Origin of the sequence: Pseudomonas entomophila (assembly GCF_013523165.1) — a bacterium.
Taxonomy (GTDB): domain Bacteria; phylum Pseudomonadota; class Gammaproteobacteria; order Pseudomonadales; family Pseudomonadaceae; genus Aquipseudomonas; species Aquipseudomonas entomophila_A.
On the sequence record NZ_JAAMQI010000001.1, the window covers coordinates 116,702 to 133,692 of the forward strand.

A 16,991-nucleotide genomic window follows, 5' to 3' on the forward strand; every position below is an offset into this window, starting at 1 on the left:
AGGCTTGCCTGTGCAGGGCCAACCCCCATCGCTGGCAAGCCAGCTTCCACTGGTCCCCGTTCCAGGCAACTGCCTGGTATCAGCCTACTGACCGGACCCTGTGGGAGCGGGCTTGCCCGCGATTGCAGGCGGCGCTTGACCGGGCCTTATCGCTGGCAAGCCAGCACCCACTGGTCCCTGTTCCAGGCAACTGCCTGGTACCAGCCATGAGCTCCACCACCTTGTGAGCAACTGTCTTACAGGCGGCGTCGTGTCGCTGAACCGGGCAGGCGATTGCATGGCCCTGCCTAACCCACCACCTCCACCTTGCTCAACCCATTCCCCTGACGCTGCACCTGGATCTGCACCGGGATGCGCTCGTGCATCTCTTGCACATGGGAGATCACCGCCACCTTGCGACCCTGGGCCTGCAGGCCATCCAGCGCGTCCATGGCCAGTTGCAGCGATTCCGGGTCGAGGCTGCCGAAGCCTTCGTCGATGAACAATGACTCGATGCGCAGGGTGCTCGACGCCATCGATGCCAGGCCCAGGGCCAGGGCCAACGAGACCAGGAAGGTCTCGCCACCGGACAGCGAGTGCACCGACCGCAGCTCGTCCCCCATTTCGGTGTCCAGCACCAGCAGGCCCAACGCACTGCCGCCGCGCTTGAGGCGGTAGCGACGGGCCAGTTGGCGCAGCTGACTGTTGGCATGGTGCAGCAGCAGGTCGAGGTTGTAGCCCTGGGCAAACTTGCGGAAGGTGTCGCCCGTGGCCGACCCGATGAGCGCATTCACGCGTGCCCAGCGCTGCCAGTGCTGGTACGCGGTGTCGATGTCGGTCGCCAGCGCGCGATAAGCGTCGCGGCGACGGTCGTCGTCGGCCTGGCGCGCACGCAGTTCGGCGCAGTGCTGCTCGTGTTCGGCGATCTGCGGGTGCAGGACCTGAAGCGTCTGCTCCAGGGCATCGGCGGGCAGGGCGGTGTCGTCGGCCAGCGCCATGTGCTGCTGTATGCGCGCCTCGCGTTCGGTGAGCAGGATGCGCGCCTGGTGCAGGCGCGTGTCTGCCGCAGAAAGCGACTGACGCCAGTGGTCGCGTTGTGTGTCATCCACCGCCAGCAACCGCTCGAGCTGATCGTCGCTCACTTGCGGGTGGCCCGCTCGCCACTGCGCGACCTGGGTCTGGAGTGCCTGGCGCTCTTCGGCCAGGGCGGCTTCGCGCGCGCCATCGGCCTTGATCTCGCCTGCCAGCGCCACCTGCTGCTCGCGCAGTCGCTGGACCTGCTGATTGGCCTCGGTCTCGGCCAGACGAGCCTGCGCCAAGGCGTGTTCCACCTGCGCCTGCCACTGCTCGGCGCTGGCATGCGAACCCAGCAGGTCGGTCAGCGCCTGCTGTGCCTGGTGCCGTTGCGCCTCGAGCGCCGTGCACTGGTCGCGCACCTCGCGCAGACGCACCTGGCCGGCGTGCTGCTCGTTGCGCAACGGGTCGAGTCGCGCTTGTCGTGCCTGCTGCTCCTGGTGCTCTTCGCGGTACTGCGCCTGTTGCTGCACACGCAGGCCGACCTGTTGATCGAGCGTCAGGAAGGCCTGGGCGGCATTGTCCTTGAGCGCCTGCAGCAGCGCTGCCGGCATGACCGGGGCGAACGCCGCCAGGGCCTGGTCCAGGCGCTGCCGATCGTCTTCCAGCGCCTGGCGCTGCTGCTCGAGCTGACGTTCGGCCTGCTGGCGCGCCTCGAGCGCAGCCTGCACCTGCTCGTTCAGCACGACGGCCTGGCGCTGCACATCATGTAACAGCGCCTGGCGGGCTTCGTCGCGGCCGATGTCCTGCTCCAGGCGGCGCTGTTGCAGGGCCAGCCAGGCCGTGCGGGCCGGTGGGTCCTGGGTGTCGAGGGTGGGCCAGAGCGGGTCCGCCGCCAGCTGCTCGACCAGCGGCTGCAACTGCGCGCGCAACTGGTCCTGCTGGTGCTGATACGCCTTGATCTGCCCGTTGAGCACGCCGACGCTCAAGCGCAGGTCGTCGAGCCGGGCCTTGAGCCGATCGACCTGCTCCTGGGCTTGCCGCTCTTCGGCCTGGTCATGTGCGCCCAGGCTTTCCAGCAGCGCCTCAGGCCGATGATAAGGGTGTTCGGCACTGCCGCAGACCGGGCAGGGCTGGTCATCCTGCAACTGCGCGCGCAGCTGTTCGACGCTGGCCGTGCGGGCCAGGCGCTGACGTTCCAGCAGTTGGCGCGTCAACGTCAGGGCCTGCTCGGCCGTGTCCAGCTCGGCCTTGGCGGCAAGCCCCTCGGTGACCTGTTGCTGGCGTGTCTGTAGCGCGTCGGCCTGGCGCTGCTGCAGCGCGGTCAGGTCCTGCTCCAGCTCCTGCTGGCGGGCATGAACGCGCGCTGCGGCTTCGACCGTGCGCAGCTGTCGTCGATTGTCCTGCAGCAACGGGCCCAGCAGGTCCAGTTGCTCGCCCAACGCCTGCGGTTCAACGTCCGCCTCGCTGAACAGCAACGTCCGCGCCTGCTGTCTCGTGCTTACGTCCTGGGTCGCCTGCTCGACGGTGCGTTGCAGGGCAGGCAGTTCGGCGCGCCCCTGGGTCAGGCGCGTGTCGATCTGCAACAGCTGCTGGAGCTGGGCGCGATAGGCATGCCAGGCGGTGCTCAGTCCCTCCAGCTCGGTGCTGTGCGCCAGGGCCGCCTCGATCGTCGCCAGGTGGTCGAGGCTGCGCTGCTGCTGGGCCTGCAACTGATCGAGCTGCTGCTGTCCCTGGCGAACGGCCTGATCGGCCTGTTCGACAGCCGTGGTCAGGCGAGCCTGCTCCTCGGCCAGGCGCTGCAGGTGATCGTGTGCCGCATAGGCGCGGCGCAAGGCAGGGCCTGCGTCCGTCACCTGGGCCTGGGCCTGTTGCACGGCCAGGTGGGCCGCCTGGACGGCCTCGCGCTGCTGGGCGACATGCGCCTCCAGCGTTTGCTGCTCCTGCTGCCGGGCGGTCGAGGCGGCCTGCAAGGACGTCAGCTCGGCCTGGACCGCCTGCTGACGCTGGAACAGATGACGCTGGGGGGCGAGCTGCTCGAGCCACAGCACGTCCTGGCGCTGCGCCTCCAGGGCATCGGCAGCCTGTTCGGCCTCGCGCAGTGCCTCGGCAGCGCTCGCGCATTGGTCGCGCAGGCGCTGCTGCTCGGCCAACCAGACCCGCTGCGCCTCCAGTTGCCGCTGCCGCGCCTGGTGGGCCTGCAAGTCCTGCCGCGCCTGGATGAGCTGCTGATCGAGCACCTGGCGCAGGTCGTCGGCCAGGGGCACCACATGGGCGGCCTCGGCCTCGAGCTGGGCATGCCGCTCGCCGGCCTCGCGCGCCTTGCTGAAGGCCCGTTGCCCCAGACGGGTGTAGATGGAGGTGTTGGTGAGCTTTTCCAGCAGCTCGCTGCGCTCCTTGTCGTCGGCCTTGAGAAAGGCGCTGAATTCGCTCTGCGCCAGCATCACCGCACGCGTGAACTGGTCGAAGTTCAGCCCCAGGCGCGCCTCGATCAGGTGTTTGTATTCGGTCTTGCTCTGGTTGCTCAGCAGTTGCTCGCTGTCCAGGTCGTGCAGGCTCTGGCGGCTGTGCTGCAACTTGCCGCCAGCCTTGTCACGGGCCCGGTTGGCTTCCCAGCGGGCGCGGTAGCGGTGGCCGTCGGTGCCGACGAAATCGACTTCGGCGTGACCGCTGCCGGTGCCGCGGCGCAGCAGGTTGCGTGGGTCCCAGGTGGCAATGTCGCCGTCGCCATCCGGCACCTTGGCCTCGCGCGATACGGCGCCCAGGCGCGGGACACTGCCGAACAGTGCCAGGCACAGCGCATCGAGCAGGGTGCTCTTGCCGGCCCCGGTCGGACCGGTGATGGCGAACAGGCCAGCGCTGGCCAGGGGTTCGGCGGTGAAGTCGATGTCCACCGGGCCGGCGATCGACGCCAGGTTCTTCAGGCGGATGGCAAGGATCTTCATGGCTGCTCCTCCTCGTGCTGTACTTCATGCAGCAGCACGGCGAAGTCGGCCAACGCCTGCGCGTCCACCGGGCTGCCGTAAGCCTGGGTCCAGGCTCGGCCGAACAGGTCCTGGGGCGTCAGCTCGCCCAGTTCCACCAGCCGCTCGCCGGGGTCGTCGACCTGGCCGCTGCCGGCGTACTCCGCATAGATCCGCACCAGGCGCACGGCCTTGCCCTGCAGCGCCGTCTCCAGCTGCTGGCGCAGGTCGGGGCGCGGGGCATCGAGCCTGACCCGTACCTCGAGCCAGGGTTGGTGCCGGGGGTCGTCGAGCAGATCGACCGCCGGCAGCTCGGCCAGGGTCTCGAGCAATGCCTCCAGCGGCGCAGGACCGACGCGCCTGAGCGAGACCGCACGTGGCACCCGGCGCGGCTCGACGCTGGCCAGCGTGGCGCCGTCGAAGCGCACATCGAGGATCTGGTGCGGGTAGTCGACCTCGGCGAACGACAGCGGCAGGGGTGAACCGCTGTAGCGAATACGCGCTTCGCGGTTGACCCGTTGAGGCTTGTGCAGGTGCCCCAGGGCCACGTAGCCGATGCACGGATCGAACAGCCGCGCAGGCAGGGCCTCGGCGTTGCCGATGATCAGGCTGCGTTCGGAGTCTTCGGACACGCTGCCGCCGGCCATGTGCGCATGGCTGATGGCGATCAGCGCCTGACCTGGCGCACGTTTGTCTTGAGCGGCGGCGATCAGTTGCTGGTGCACCTGGCCGACCCCGCGAAGGTAGTCGTCGCCCAGGTGCAGGCCGGTGACCTCGGCCGGGCGCATGAAGGGCAGCGCCAGGCACCAGGCGCCGACTTGACCATCCGCGCCGGTCAGCGGGATCAACAGGCGCTCGGCGTCGAGCTGGCCATCGTCCAGCCAGTGCACCCGCCCCAAGGCATGGGTGCGCAACCGGCGCATCAGGGGCGCTGGCAGCTCGATGCGCGAGCCGGAGTCGTGGTTGCCGGCGATCATCACGATGTCCAGGGTGGGCTGTTGCTCGTGGGCCTGGACGATGAAGTCGTAGAGGCGCTCCTGTGCCTTGACCGGTGGATTGACGGTGTCGAAGACGTCGCCAGCGATCAGCAGGGCATCGGGCTGCTCCTGACGCAGCTGCTCGAGCAGCCAGGTGAGGAAGCAGGCATGCTCGTAGTCGCGTTCCTGGCCATGCAGGCTCTGGCCCAGGTGCCAGTCGGACGTGTGAAACAGGCGCATCGAAGGGTCCATGCAGTACGGGCGCGACGCCAGGCGTCACGCCAGGATTATTTGGGATACAGCGGCGGCAGACTGCCAGCATCGCCCGCAGGCGGGCGCAGGTGCTCGGCCGAAGGAATGGTACCGATGGCGCGCCACAGCTCGTCGCCCTGCCAGGTCTGGCCGGTCTCGCTGTAGAGCGCGCCATTGAGCCCGTCCAGGGCATCGGACAAGGGTACGAAACGCGCGGCCATGTCGGCCAGGGTTTCCGGTTGCTGACGCGCCCAGGCATCGAGCGCCTGACGGGTGGCCTGCGGGTCGTTGGCCTGGCAGGCGCGCTTGAGGTCGTCGAGCAGGCTGCGCGGGCTCGGCCCGTTCTGCACTGCCCGCGCCACCGCCGGCCGCGAGCGTGCCCGCCACCACAGCGCGCCGACCAACAGGTTGCTCAGGGCCAGCAGCACGGTCGCCAGTTGCCAAGGCCACAGGTGAACCGGTGTGCCGGCGCTGTTGACCGGGGCGTCGCCGGTCAACGCCGGGTTGTCGAGCACGGTCAGGGTGCGTGCCGGCAGGTTGCTATGCTCCAGATGGTCTTCACGGGTGTTCCACCACACGACGTCCTGGGCGGGCAGGGCCAGCTCCCCGGCGCGCACCGGTACCAGCGCCTCGCGCTCCTCGCGATTGGCGATCATGCCGCGCTCACCGACGTCATTGCGCAACTGCGGTTGATCCGGGTAACGGCGCAACCCGGCCACTTCGGTGGCCGGCAGCGCGGGCAGCTGGGCGCTCGACAGGCCCTCGGCGCGCAGGCTGATACGGCGGGTCAGCGAGTCCCCGACCTGGGTGCGCTGCAGGGCCGGATCCGGGTTCCAGTGCTCCTCCAGGATCAGGCTGCGCGCCGGCAGCCACGGTGTGTCCGCCGGGTAGCTGGCAGGGATGGGCCGTACCTGCAGGCGCAGGGGCAGCGAGCGCGCCTGCACCTGGCGGCCGCGTGCGCTGCCAGGGGAGGCGCCTTCGGTGTCGGCGGCAGTGGCGGTGAACGTCAACGGAGCGATGTCCAGCGGGCCGCTGCGCTGCGGGTAGAGGGCATAGCGGGTTTCGATCACGCCATGACGGACGCCGTCGATGTCCTTCTCGAAGGTGCGCGAATCGCCCAGTGGCTCGAGCTTGACGTCTTCCACCTGGGGCGGGCTCAGGGTGCTGTCGTCATACAGCGAGACCGAATGGTAGACCCGCACGGTCAGTACGGCCTGCGCCTGGACATAGACGTCGTCGCTGTCCAGCGTGGCTTCGAGGAACACCGGCGCCGCACCCCCGGCGTGGCTGGGGTCGGCCTGCTGTACCTGCAGCTCGATGGGCTGGGTGCTGGCCTGGCCCAACTGCAGGGCCGGGATCTGCAGGCTGCCGCTGCGACGCGGCAGCAGCGTGATGATCCAGCGGGTGCTCGCACGCGTTTCGCCGTCCAGCGTGTGCAGGCTGTTGAGCTGACGCGTGCTGCGCACGTCGAAATCGGTCTCCAGCACGCTCAGGTCAGGTTTGCCGAACTGGGTGACGTCCTGGCTCTCGAGGGTCAGCTCGAGCGTCTCGCCCGCGTCCACACGGGTACGGTCGACCGACGCCTGGAAGAGGGATTGCGCCTGGACCGTCAGGCAGGCACACAGGCAGACAAGCAAGACGCCAAGGCGGCTCATGGGGTGGATTCCTGATTCAGTTGCTGCTCGTACCAGAACTTGCGCCGCAGCAGCTCTGCCGGGTTGTCGGGGATCTCGCGCAACCATTGCTCCAGGGCCTGGCGCTGCTCGGCATCCAGGGCGGCCTCGGCGGGGCGCTGGGGCGGGTGCAGGACATCGTCCGCAGCGGGACTGTGGCCGGGCCGGGCGTCGGCGTCGTCCGAGGCGCGACTGGGTGGAGGCGTCGAGTCGCCTTCGGCCGGTGCCGAGTCGCTGGAGTCGCCGGGCGAGCCACTGTTGCCCTGGTTGTCGCGATCCGGGCTGGGCTGCGACTGCGCAGACTGATCGTCAGCCTGGGCCTGCGCTTCGCGTGCCTGGAGCGCCTGTTGCACCAAGGCCTGGTTGCTCAACGCTGCCGGCAGGTCTGGTTGCAGCTCCAGCGCCTGGTCGTAGGCATCCAGGGCGCCTTCCAGGTCGCCGGCCCGGGCCAGTGCATTGCCTCGGTTGTAATGGGCCTGGGCTGTCCGGCCCTTGGCGAATGCGTGTGCTGCGCCGGCGAAGTCGCCGGCCTGGTACAGGGCCACGCCACGCCAGGCCGGGTCACGGAAGTGCCGCGCGGCCTCGTCAGGTCGACCGGCCTCCAGCAGGCGCTGACCTTGCTGGTCAGGGCGTGCCCACAGGTCGTCGAAGCTCGACGCGTAGCTGGGCTGGGGCAGGACCAGCAGCAGCGGCAGGCAGAACAACCAGCCGCGTCGACCGGCGCAGGCCATCAGCACCAGCAGAGGCAGCAGCAACCAGTGACCCTGGTCGGCCCAGCTGTCCAGTTGCAGGCGCTGCCCCTCGCTGTGCAGTGCCCGAGGGTCGTCGAACAGCCCCAGGCCGCGCAGGTCCAGGTCGTCGATGCGCGCATGCCGGTAGCGCCCGCCGGTGCCATTGACGAAGGTCTTCAGGCTCGGGCCGTCCAGGCGTGGCACGAGGATCGCGCCCTGGGCATCCTTGAGGTACTCGCCATTGGCCTGGCGCACCGGTGCTCCGGCGCTGCTGCCGATGCCCAGCATCAACAGGCTCGGGCCTTGACGGCCCAGGGCGCGGAGGATACCGCGCCGTTCACGATCATCCAGCGAGGAGCCGACCAGCAGCAGCCGCCCTTGCCCGAGCCCGCTCTGGGCCAACAGCGCCAGCCCCTTGCGCACGGCCAGGTCCGCCCGTTGCCCGGCCTGCGGCATGATCGACGGGTCGACCGCCTCGAGCAGGTTGCGCGTGGTGGCCACGTCGTCCGACAACGGCACCAGCACATGTGCGCTGCCGGCATAGACGATCAGCGCAGTCTGGCTGTCGCGGCGGTGTTCGAGCACATCGAGGATCTTGCGCCGTGCCTGCTGTAGGCGATTGGGCGCGCTGTCCTCGGCGAGCATCTGCGGCGTCAGCTCGAGCAGGATCACCAGCGGGTCGGCCGGACGTTGGTGGGCGTCCTCCAGGCGTTGCCAGCTGGGCCCGAGCAGGGCCAGCAGCGTCAGCAACCAGGCCAGGCCCAGGACCACCCAGTGCAGCTTGCTGGTGCTGCCATCGCCGCCGCCGAGCAGCACGGCGTGGAACCGCGCCGGCACGATCATCTGCCAGCGGCCGGCACGCTTGCGCCGGTGCCACACCCTGAACAGCAACCACCCGAGCGCTGGCAACGCCAGTAGCCAGAGCGGGCGCAGCCATTGCGGCCAGAGTTCGATCATGGGCGTTTCCTCGCGACCAGGCGGGCATACCCGCGCGCCAACGGCGCCGGCAGGCGACCCTGGCGCAGCAGGCGCTGCAACAGGGGTTCGGGCCACAGGCTGCTGCCGACCAGCAACACGCTCAACAGCAGCGCCAACGCCAGAGGCCAGGCATACAAGGGCCTGGCCACGCGGGTCTGAGTCGGTTGCTGGGTCACCGGCTCGAGCTGGTCGAGGGTCTCGCCGATCGCACCGAGTTCGGCGCCATCGTGGGCGCGGAAGTAACTGCCCTGGGTCAAGGCGGCGATCTCGCGCAGGGAGGCTTCGTCCAGGTCCAGGCTCGGGTTCAGCCCCAGCAGGCCCGGCATGCCGGTGGTCTCGGGGTTGGCGCCGATACCGATGGTGTAGATGCGCACGCCTTCCTGGGCCGCCAGGCGTGCGGCGGTCAGAGGGTGGATCTGGCCCCCGTTGTTGGCACCGTCGGTGATCAGGATCAGTACCCGACTGGTCGCGGGACGCTCGCGCAAGCGTTTGACCGCCAGGCCGATGGCATCGCCGATGGCCGTGTTCTTGCCGGCGATGCCGATCCGTGCTTCATCCAGAAACGCCCGCACGGTCCGTCGATCGAAGGTCAAGGGCGCCTGCAGGTAGGCCTGGCTGCCGAACAGGATCAAGCCGACGCGATCGCCTTCGCGGTTCTGGAGAAAGTCGCCCAGCAGCGCCTTGACCAGGTCCAGGCGGCTGACGTCCTCGTCTTGCCACTGCATGTCGGGGAAGTCCATCGAGCCGGACACATCGACGGCCACCAGCAGGTCGCGACCGCTGGCAGCCACCGGCACCGGTTCGCCCAGCCACTGGGGGCGCGCCGTGGCCAGCAGCACCAGCAGCCAGATGATCACGAACGGCGCCTGCTGGCGCCAGGTCGGCAGGCTCAAGCGCGCCCGGCGCCCGGCCAGGCGTTCGAGTTCGGGCAGGAAGCCGACCTTGAGCACCGGCTCGCCGCTTTCGGCAGGCGGCAGCAGCAGCCGTGCCAGCCAAGGCAACGGCGCCAGCAGCAAGATCCACGGCCAGGCCAGGTCAAACATGTTTGCGGATCCAGGTGTCGACGGCGTTGCCCAGCCCGGCGATGGCCTTGTCGTCGAGCTTGCACTCGGGCTTGTAGGCGCCTTCGACCAGGATCATCCAACGGGTCAGCCCGGCGGCGGGGCAGCGGTTGTCGAGAAAGGCCAGCCATTGGCGGCCGTTGAGGGTATGGCTGTTGGCATCCGGGTAGTGGTTGCGGCACAAGCGCTTGAGCAGTGCGTTGATCTGTTGCAGCCAGGCGCCGGCCGGTGCGCCGTCGTACGGGCGCGGCAGACGTGCCAGCTCGGCGAGCGCTTCCACGCGGATCGGGTCCAGGGGCTGCTCGGCCTGCGCGAGCGGGCGTGGCGCCAGGCGCCGGGACAGTCTCTGGTACACGCGCCATGCCGTCCACACCAGCACCGGCGTCAGCGCCAACAGCGCCCACCAGCCTGGTGCAGGTGGCCAGGCGCTGACCGGCGCAGGCTCGATCAACGGCTGCAACTGTTCCAATGGGCTCATGGTGCGCGCCTCGGACGTTGTTCGGCGAGGTAGTCGCGCAACTGGTCGAGCATCTCGCGCTGCGTGCTCAAGGGCATCAGCACCACGCGCAGCTTCTGCGCCAGCGTGTCCCAGCGTTCGATGCGCACCTCGGCCTGCTGCCGGTAGGCCTGGCGCAGGTGCGGGTCGAGGGTGTCGAGCTCCAGCTGTGCCGAGCGCTGGGCGAAGCGCAGCAGGCCGGCGGCGGGAAGCGCGTGGTCCAATGGGTCGGAAATCGGCATCAACAGCAGGTCGCAGTGCCGCGACAGCAGGCTCAGGTGCTGCTCGGCAGCCGGGCTCAGGGCGCGCTCGTCGCAGATCACGATGGCCAGGCTGCCCGGGCGCAGCACCTCGCGGGCACGGCGCAGCGCCAGACCCAGGCTGTCCGGGTGCGGCACGGCTTCGGTGTGCAGCGACTGGTTGACCCGTGCCAGCCGGTTGAGCAGCTGCAACAGGCTCTGCTTGCTGCGGCGCGGTTTGATCTCATAGTGCTCGGCGTCGCCGAACACCAGGCCGCCGACCCGGTCGTTGTGACCGAGGGCGGCCCAGCCGAACAGGGCCGCCGCCTGGGCCGCCAGGACCGACTTGAAGTTGAGGCCCGAGCTGAAGAACAGCCGCTGGCTCTGCTCGACCAGGATGAAGATGGGCCGCTCGCGCTCCTCATGGAACAGTTTGGTATGAGGCTCCTGGGTACGCGCCGTGACCCGCCAGTCGATGTTGCGCACGTCGTCGCCGGCCTGGTAGACCCGCACCTGGTCGAAGTCCACGCCGCGCCCGCGCAGCCGCGAATGGTGCAGGCCCACCAACGGGCTGCGCTGGCCGGCCTGGGCGAACAGCTGGATCTCACGCACGCGGTGACGCATGTCGATCAGCTCGGCGAGGCCGATGCGAATGCCGGGTTCGGCTGGCGACGAGGTGGGCATGGGCTCAGGCGACGGCCACGACGTCGAGGATGCGCTGCACCACGCGGTCCTGGTCGACACCGGCTGCCTCGGCTTCGAAAGACAGGATGACGCGGTGGCGCAGCACATCGAACAGCACGGCCTGGATGTCCTCGGGGCTGACGAAGTCGCGCCCGGCCAGCCAGGCATGCGCGCGTGCGCAACGGTCCAGGGCGATGGAGCCGCGCGGGCTGGCACCGTAGGCGATCCAGTCGGCCAGGTCGGCATCGAACTTGGCCGGGGTGCGCGTGGCCATGACCAGTTGCACCAGGTACTCCTCCACGGCATCGGCCATGTACAGGCCGAGGATTTCCTTGCGCGCCGCGAAGATCGCCTGCTGGCTGACCCGGCGCTCCGGCTTGGTTTCACCGTTGAGCGCTTCGCCACGCGCCTGCTGCAGGATACGGCGCTCGACCGCCGAGTCGGGAAAGCCGATCTTCACGTGCATCAGGAAGCGGTCGAGCTGCGCCTCGGGCAGTGGGTAGGTGCCTTCCTGCTCGATCGGGTTCTGCGTGGCCATGACCAGAAACAACGGCGACAGGTCGTAGGTGCTGCGCCCCACGCTGACCTGACGTTCGGCCATGGCCTCGAGCAGGGCCGACTGCACCTTGGCAGGCGCCCGGTTGATTTCGTCGGCCAGCACCAGGTTGTGGAAGATCGGCCCTTGCTGGAACACGAAGCTGCCGGTTTCGGGACGATAGATCTCGGTGCCGGTGATGTCGGCCGGCAGCAGGTCCGGGGTGAACTGGATGCGGTGGAACTGCGCTTCGACGCCTTCTGCCAGCTCCTTGATCGCCTTGGTCTTGGCCAGCCCCGGCGCCCCTTCGACCAGCATGTGGCCGTCGGCCAGCAGCACGATCAGGAGGCGCTCGACGAGCTTTTCCTGGCCGAGGATCTGGGTGGAAAGAAAGGTGCGCAGCGCCACGAGCGCGTCACGGTGTTCCATCGTCGAGACTTCCTGGTTGAGAGCCGGGATGGGTTGGCAGGCCACCACACAGGCAAGGGCGCCTACTTTAATGCATCCGGCCCCTTGCCGACCAATGACGACACACAAATAACACCTGGCCGTGCGGGTGTCGCGTCCATTTATCCCGCCTGCGTGGGCCGATGCGCTGATTCACATGGCGCGGGCCGCTGTCTTCCATGGCGTTTTGGTCGAAGGAAGCACGCGCATGAATCACCCATCCCCTCATCCCGACACGCTCCGCATCGGCGTCTTCTTCGATGGCACGGGCAACAATCGCTTCAATAGCCTCGAGCACCTCGAGGCCCAACCGTTCGAGCCGTCACACGCCAGCCATGGCAAGGCGCTGACCAATGTCGCGTTGCTGTACGAGCTGTACCCCTGCGTGGGCCAGCCCGCCGCAGGTCAACCTGCGACCGGGCGAGTGTATGTGGAGGGTGTCGGCACGGCCCGGGGGCAGGCCGACCTGCTCTGGAGCCAGGCCACCGGGCGCGGCCGTACCGGCGTCGCCAGGCGGGTCGAGCAGGCCAGTCAGGCGCTGGCCGATCAGGTGGCGCAGCACTGGCAGGCCTCAGGTGCAGGGCGGCCTGCGCGGGTGCAGGTCGACCTGTTCGGCTTCAGTCGAGGCGCGGCCGCCGCCCGGCACCTGGCCAATGACCTGCAGCGTGGCCGGCAGAGCCAATTCATGCGCGCGTTGTCCGACAAGGTCCAGGTGGGTTGCACGGTCTCGCTCGGCTTCATCGGGCTGTTCGACACGGTCGTGGCCGTCCTGGCGCCTTTCGACGACGATCATGGCGGCCTGGACCTGGCGCTGGCGCCAGGCGTGGCCGGGCAGGTGGTGCAACTGGTGGCGGGCGATGAGCACCGCTACCACTTCCCCCTGGTGCCGACGGCGAACGACATCGTGCTGCCGGGTGCGCACTCGGACATTGGTGGGGGGTACCCGACGCGTCTGCAGGAGCGGGTGCTGATGTGCAAGCCCCGGTCGAGCCGGGTGCCACTCGCCACGCCTGTGAAGCAGACTGCTGCGTATCGCGAGGTGGCGGCCTTGCGCGAAACGCTTGCAGACACCCGTGTGCTGACCTGGGAGCGTGCCCTGGCCTCCACGCGTGCACGGCGCGATGAACCGGCCGAAAAGCAGGTCCATGCCGCCTTGCTGCGCGAACGCGAGGTCCATGGCCACCTGTCACGTGTCGCGCTGCGCATCCTGCATGCGCTAGCGCGACGTGCAGGGGTGCCCCTGGCGTCGATCGATGAACAGGACGGGCGGCTGGCGATACCGGACGAATTGCGACCCATCGCCGACACGCTTGAGGCGATGGCCCTGGGCGAACGTGAAGCGCCAGGGCTGACGCCGGAGCAACGTCGGGTGCTGACCTCGCGCTACATTCATACGTCGGCCCACTGGAACCCGATCAAGGGGCTGCGCAACAGTGCGCTCGATGCCCTCTACATCGACAGGCCTGCACCGCAGGGGCGCAGGCGAGTCCGAGGCTGAGCCGTGCTGGGCCAACCTCGGCGAGAGACGACGTCCGAGGCGTTTCAGGGGATCAGACGTTGCGCACGCAGCTGGTCGAACACGTCGAAGAACGCCTGGTCGCTGGCCTGGTAAGCGGTGAAGCCCAGGCGCCGGCTCTTGGACATGTCGGTCACCACCTCGATCGGGCGACCCAGATCGGCATCGGTGTGCCAGGGCGAGACCAGTCGCGTCATGTCGGGCTCTTGCAGGCCATTCGCTTCAGCGATCTGACGCCAGGTCGGCGCATCGTCGGCCATCTGGGTTTCCAGGGGCGCCAGCTGCTCGGGGTAGTCTGCCGCTTCCAGCCCGAAGTATTCGGCGATCCGGCCCCACATCCACTTCCAGCGGAACACATCGCCGTTGGTGACGTTGAACGCCTGATCGAAGGCGGCCGGTGTGGTGGCGGCCCAGAGCTGCTGGCACGCCAGTTGGCGCGCGTCGGTCATGTCCGTGAGACTGTCCCACTGGACGCGCGATCCTGGGAAGACGAAGGGGCGACCCAGGTGTTTGCACACCGTGGCGTAGACGGCGAGGGTGGTCGCCATGTTCATCGCGTTGCCGACCGCCACGCCGGTGACGGTGTGCGGACGGTGCACGTTCCAGGTGAAGCCGTCGCGCTCGGCTGCGCTGAACAGCTCGTCTTCCTGGGCGTAGTAGAAGTTCTCGACGTCCAGGCGCCCCTGGTCTTCACGGAACGGCGTGTGGGGCAGTTGGCCCTTGCCGTAGGCATCGAAGGGCCCGAGGTAGTGTTTCAGGCCGGTGACCAGGGTGACGTGGCGCACGCTCTTGGCCGGGCGCAGGGCGTCGAGCAGGTTGCGCACCATGGCGGCGTTGACCTGGATGTTCAGGGCTTCGGTGGCCTGACGCGACCAGGTGGTGATGAACACATGGGTCGGTTGGTGCCCGGCCAGGGCGCTCGTCAGGGAAGCAGGATCCTGCAAGTCGGCGGCCAGCGGGATCACGCCAGGCTGCTCGCTGGGGTGGCGCGACAGGGCGGTGACGGGCCATCCTTGTTCGACCAGCAGGTGGGTGAGGGCGCTGCCGACGATACCGCTGGCACCGACGACCAAGGCTGTCTGATTCATGCTGTTCTCCTGTAGGTATGGTCGTCTGAGGGCGGGCAGATCGCAGCGTTCCCTCGCATCGACCGTTGGGCCGATCCCGACACGGATCGTGGAAACTTGCCTACCGTCGACAGGCCGAATGCGCATCCAGGGGCGCGCGGCCGGTACGCCTCTTTATCGCAGGTCATTGCCAGCGCAGGGCGCCGGCCAAGGAAGCCCGATGACGTCTCCCAAGCTCGTTCACCGCGGTGGTCACGACGGCGTGACCGGTTCCTGCCACCAGCTCTGGCTCGATGCCGAGCACAGCGTGCTGATCGACTGCGGCGCCTTTCAAGGCACGGACCACGCCGAGCATGAAGACGATCGCCTGGCCCTGGGCTTTCCCGTCGAGGGGATCAAGGTCCTGATCGTGACCCATGTGCACCTGGACCATGTAGGGCGCATTCCCAACCTGCTGGCGGCCGGCTTCGACGGGCCGATCCTGTGCAGCGAGCCCTCGGCTCGCTTGCTGCCGATCGTGCTGGAGGACGCGTTTCGCCTGGCGATCAGCCGTGATCCCGAGGCGCTGGAGCGCTACCTGAAAGTCATCGGGCAGCGCATCATCGCCTTGCCCTACGGCACCTGGTTCACTGTGCACGGCACCCCGGCGCAGGGCTGCCAGCTGCGTCTGCAGCCGGCCGGGCATGTGCTGGGATCAGCCTACGTGGAGCTGCAGTTCGTCGACCAGGGCGTGCAGCGGCGGGTGGTGTTCAGCGGCGACCTGGGCGCTTCGCATTCGCCACTCCTGCCGGACCTCGAAGCGCCCGAGCAGGCCGTTCTCGTTCAAGCAGCTGGTGATCGTGGACGACCACGCCGAGCATGAACGCATCGTCCGGCACCTGGCCGATACCGCACGCCCGGCCATCGTCATCGCCGGCAACGGCATGTGCGCCGGTGGCCGGATCGTGCGTTACCTGAAGACGTTGCTGGGCGATCCACGGCACAACGTGGTGTTCGTCGGGCATCAGGTCAAGGGCACGCCGGGGCATGACATCCAGACCTACGGTCCCGAGGGCGGCTACGTGATGCTGGACGGCGAACGTGTCGACATCCGGGCGGGCATCGACAGCGTCGGGGGGTATTCGGCCCATGCCGACCAGGCTGATCTGGTCGGGTGGGTGACGCGCATGGCGCAGTGGCCGACGGAAATCCGCCTGATCCACGGGGAGCCCCAGGCCAAGCAGTGCCTGGCCGACCTGTTGCACCGGCATTACCGCGAGGCAGGCCGGCAGGCGAGGATCGAGATCCCCCACGGTTGACGCGGGCCGACAGGGCCGTGGGCCAGCGCCGTGCCGACGTGCTCAGGTCGCCGGCAGGCTCACTTGCAGTTGCCGGCCTTGCGGTAGCCGGCGGCCTGGGCCTGGGCCTCGGTGGCGAAGCGGGTCAGGTTCTTCTCGGCCACCTTGCCATAGCTCGGGCAACCCGACGGCAGGTGGTAGAGCAGGCTCTTGCGGTTGCCTTGAATGTCGCCGGAACCGGTCGCGGTCGCAGGCGCGCGCTCGACCTTGGTCGGACGGGGAGCCGGGGCCGAGGCGTCTACCAGACCATCGCCGACCGGCTTGTAGCCCGGTGTCCAGTGCCGCTCGCCGGTCACGAACGGGTTGGCATGGCCCATGATCGCGGCGATGCGCTGGTCACGCTGTTTTTCCCAGGCGCTGACCGGGTATTGCGCGTCCCAGGCCATCAGCAGCTGTTGCTGCTGGCGCGACATGTTCAGCTTGTAGCGATCGAACATGTAGAACGTGGTGCGTGCCACCAGCCCCTTGACCGCATCACGGGGCTCGGCTGCGCGCTGCTGGAAGTCCACCTTGGTGGGGCACTGGCCGTACTGCGGTGCGACGCCGGTGACCATCCCGTAATTGAAGTTGCTGCGATCGCCGTTCACTTCGCCCACGGCCGGGTACAGGTTGAACAGGTTGGCTTCCATGGCGCGGAACACCGGGTCGGCATCGACGCAATGCGCACGGCCGCCGTTCTGCCAGCACTGGCGCTGATGGCCGAAGGTCCAGGCCGGGACGATGTGTTCCCACTCGGTGCGTTCGGCGCGGTTCTGCTGCTTGCGGGTCTGGTAGCCGCACGACTGCGCATCGATCCGGCCCCCGGACTTGCCGACCCAGGTCCACTTGCAGCCGCAGTACAGTTCGCCCGTGGCACTGTTGCCCTGGTCGAAGTAGATCTTCTGCTTGGCCACGACCTTGGCTTCGGCGAAGGTGGCGGGAGGCGCGGCGTGCGCGGTGGTGACGAGGGACAGGAGCAGCGTCAGGGCGTACAGCAATCGGGTCATGGTCACGGACAGGGGCAATGAAAGGAGCACGGATTATACGCACAAACCGTTTCCCT

11 protein-coding genes and 1 pseudogene are annotated in these 16,991 nt (G+C 68.5%); 2 read left to right on the forward strand and 10 right to left on the reverse strand.

All coding sequences use genetic code 11. From position 1 onward, the window contains the following. Positions 1–287 precede the first annotated feature (287 nt). From G7Z99_RS00490 to G7Z99_RS00525, 8 genes are read right to left on the reverse strand one after another with little or no spacing between them, the layout of a single operon-like run. Positions 288–3,938 (reverse strand): AAA family ATPase, encoded by a 3,651-nt coding sequence (locus tag G7Z99_RS00490; RefSeq protein WP_181091027.1) that lies wholly within the window; start codon positions 3,936–3,938, stop codon positions 288–290. Then, on the reverse strand, positions 3,935–5,173 hold the full coding sequence (locus G7Z99_RS00495; RefSeq protein ID WP_181091029.1) for an exonuclease SbcCD subunit D C-terminal domain-containing protein: 1,239 nt from the start codon (positions 5,171–5,173) through the stop codon (positions 3,935–3,937). The genes G7Z99_RS00490 and G7Z99_RS00495 overlap by 4 nt, the downstream gene beginning before the upstream one ends. Positions 5,174–5,220: 47 nt before the next feature. Then, positions 5,221–6,840, reverse strand: coding sequence for a BatD family protein (locus G7Z99_RS00500; RefSeq protein WP_181091031.1), 1,620 nt, complete (start codon positions 6,838–6,840; stop codon positions 5,221–5,223). Then, complete coding sequence (locus tag G7Z99_RS00505) at positions 6,837–8,546, reverse strand: tetratricopeptide repeat protein (protein WP_181091033.1); 1,710 nt, start codon at positions 8,544–8,546, stop codon at positions 6,837–6,839. Before G7Z99_RS00505 ends, G7Z99_RS00500 begins: the two co-directional genes overlap by 4 nt. After that, the gene (locus G7Z99_RS00510; RefSeq protein WP_181091035.1) at positions 8,543–9,610 is read right to left on the reverse strand and encodes a vWA domain-containing protein; all 1,068 of its coding nucleotides are present in this window, start codon (positions 9,608–9,610) and stop codon (positions 8,543–8,545) included. The genes G7Z99_RS00505 and G7Z99_RS00510 overlap by 4 nt, the downstream gene beginning before the upstream one ends. Further along, positions 9,603–10,106 carry a DUF4381 domain-containing protein gene (locus tag G7Z99_RS00515; RefSeq protein ID WP_181091037.1) on the reverse strand — a complete coding sequence of 168 codons (504 nt, stop codon included), beginning with the start codon at positions 10,104–10,106 and terminating at the stop codon, positions 9,603–9,605. Before G7Z99_RS00515 ends, G7Z99_RS00510 begins: the two co-directional genes overlap by 8 nt. Continuing rightward, positions 10,103–11,047: a DUF58 domain-containing protein gene (locus tag G7Z99_RS00520; protein WP_181091039.1), complete on the reverse strand. Its 945-nt coding sequence runs from the start codon at positions 11,045–11,047 to the stop codon at positions 10,103–10,105. The genes G7Z99_RS00515 and G7Z99_RS00520 overlap by 4 nt, the downstream gene beginning before the upstream one ends. A 4-nt stretch (positions 11,048–11,051) precedes the next feature. Beyond that, on the reverse strand, positions 11,052–12,011 hold the full coding sequence (locus G7Z99_RS00525) for an AAA family ATPase (protein ID WP_181091041.1): 960 nt from the start codon (positions 12,009–12,011) through the stop codon (positions 11,052–11,054). A gap of 226 nt (positions 12,012–12,237) precedes the next feature. Here G7Z99_RS00525 and G7Z99_RS00530 point away from each other — a divergent pair, with 226 nt between their 5' ends. Beyond that, complete coding sequence (locus tag G7Z99_RS00530) at positions 12,238–13,527, forward strand: phospholipase effector Tle1 domain-containing protein (protein ID WP_181091043.1); 1,290 nt, start codon at positions 12,238–12,240, stop codon at positions 13,525–13,527. Positions 13,528–13,571: 44 nt separating this feature from the next. Here the strand turns inward: G7Z99_RS00530 and G7Z99_RS00535 are convergent, their stop codons facing one another. Then, positions 13,572–14,633 (reverse strand): SDR family oxidoreductase, encoded by a 1,062-nt coding sequence (locus tag G7Z99_RS00535; RefSeq protein WP_181091045.1) that lies wholly within the window; start codon positions 14,631–14,633, stop codon positions 13,572–13,574. Positions 14,634–14,832: 199 nt separating this feature from the next. Between G7Z99_RS00535 and G7Z99_RS00540 the strand changes: the two are divergent. Continuing rightward, positions 14,833–15,910, forward strand: a pseudogene (locus tag G7Z99_RS00540) (MBL fold metallo-hydrolase RNA specificity domain-containing protein). A gap of 59 nt (positions 15,911–15,969) precedes the next feature. Here the strand turns inward: G7Z99_RS00540 and G7Z99_RS00545 are convergent. After that, positions 15,970–16,935: an endonuclease gene (locus tag G7Z99_RS00545; protein WP_181091047.1), complete on the reverse strand. Its 966-nt coding sequence runs from the start codon at positions 16,933–16,935 to the stop codon at positions 15,970–15,972. Between the last annotated feature and the right edge of the window lie 56 nt (positions 16,936–16,991).

Coding starts and splice junctions, on each gene's coding strand:
- G7Z99_RS00500 (WP_181091031.1), bottom strand. CDS start 6,840: ATGAGCCGCCTTGGCGTCTTGCTTGTCTGCCTGTGTGCCTGCCTGACG.
- G7Z99_RS00545 (WP_181091047.1), bottom strand. CDS start 16,935: ATGACCCGATTGCTGTACGCCCTGACGCTGCTCCTGTCCCTCGTCACC.
- G7Z99_RS00495 (WP_181091029.1), bottom strand. CDS start 5,173: ATGCGCCTGTTTCACACGTCCGACTGGCACCTGGGCCAGAGCCTGCAT.
- G7Z99_RS00505 (WP_181091033.1), bottom strand. CDS start 8,546: ATGATCGAACTCTGGCCGCAATGGCTGCGCCCGCTCTGGCTACTGGCG.
- G7Z99_RS00515 (WP_181091037.1), bottom strand. CDS start 10,106: ATGAGCCCATTGGAACAGTTGCAGCCGTTGATCGAGCCTGCGCCGGTC.
- G7Z99_RS00510 (WP_181091035.1), bottom strand. CDS start 9,610: ATGTTTGACCTGGCCTGGCCGTGGATCTTGCTGCTGGCGCCGTTGCCT.
- G7Z99_RS00530 (WP_181091043.1), top strand. CDS start 12,238: ATGAATCACCCATCCCCTCATCCCGACACGCTCCGCATCGGCGTCTTC.
- G7Z99_RS00520 (WP_181091039.1), bottom strand. CDS start 11,047: ATGCCCACCTCGTCGCCAGCCGAACCCGGCATTCGCATCGGCCTCGCC.
- G7Z99_RS00535 (WP_181091045.1), bottom strand. CDS start 14,633: ATGAATCAGACAGCCTTGGTCGTCGGTGCCAGCGGTATCGTCGGCAGC.
- G7Z99_RS00525 (WP_181091041.1), bottom strand. CDS start 12,011: ATGGAACACCGTGACGCGCTCGTGGCGCTGCGCACCTTTCTTTCCACC.
- G7Z99_RS00490 (WP_181091027.1), bottom strand. CDS start 3,938: ATGAAGATCCTTGCCATCCGCCTGAAGAACCTGGCGTCGATCGCCGGC.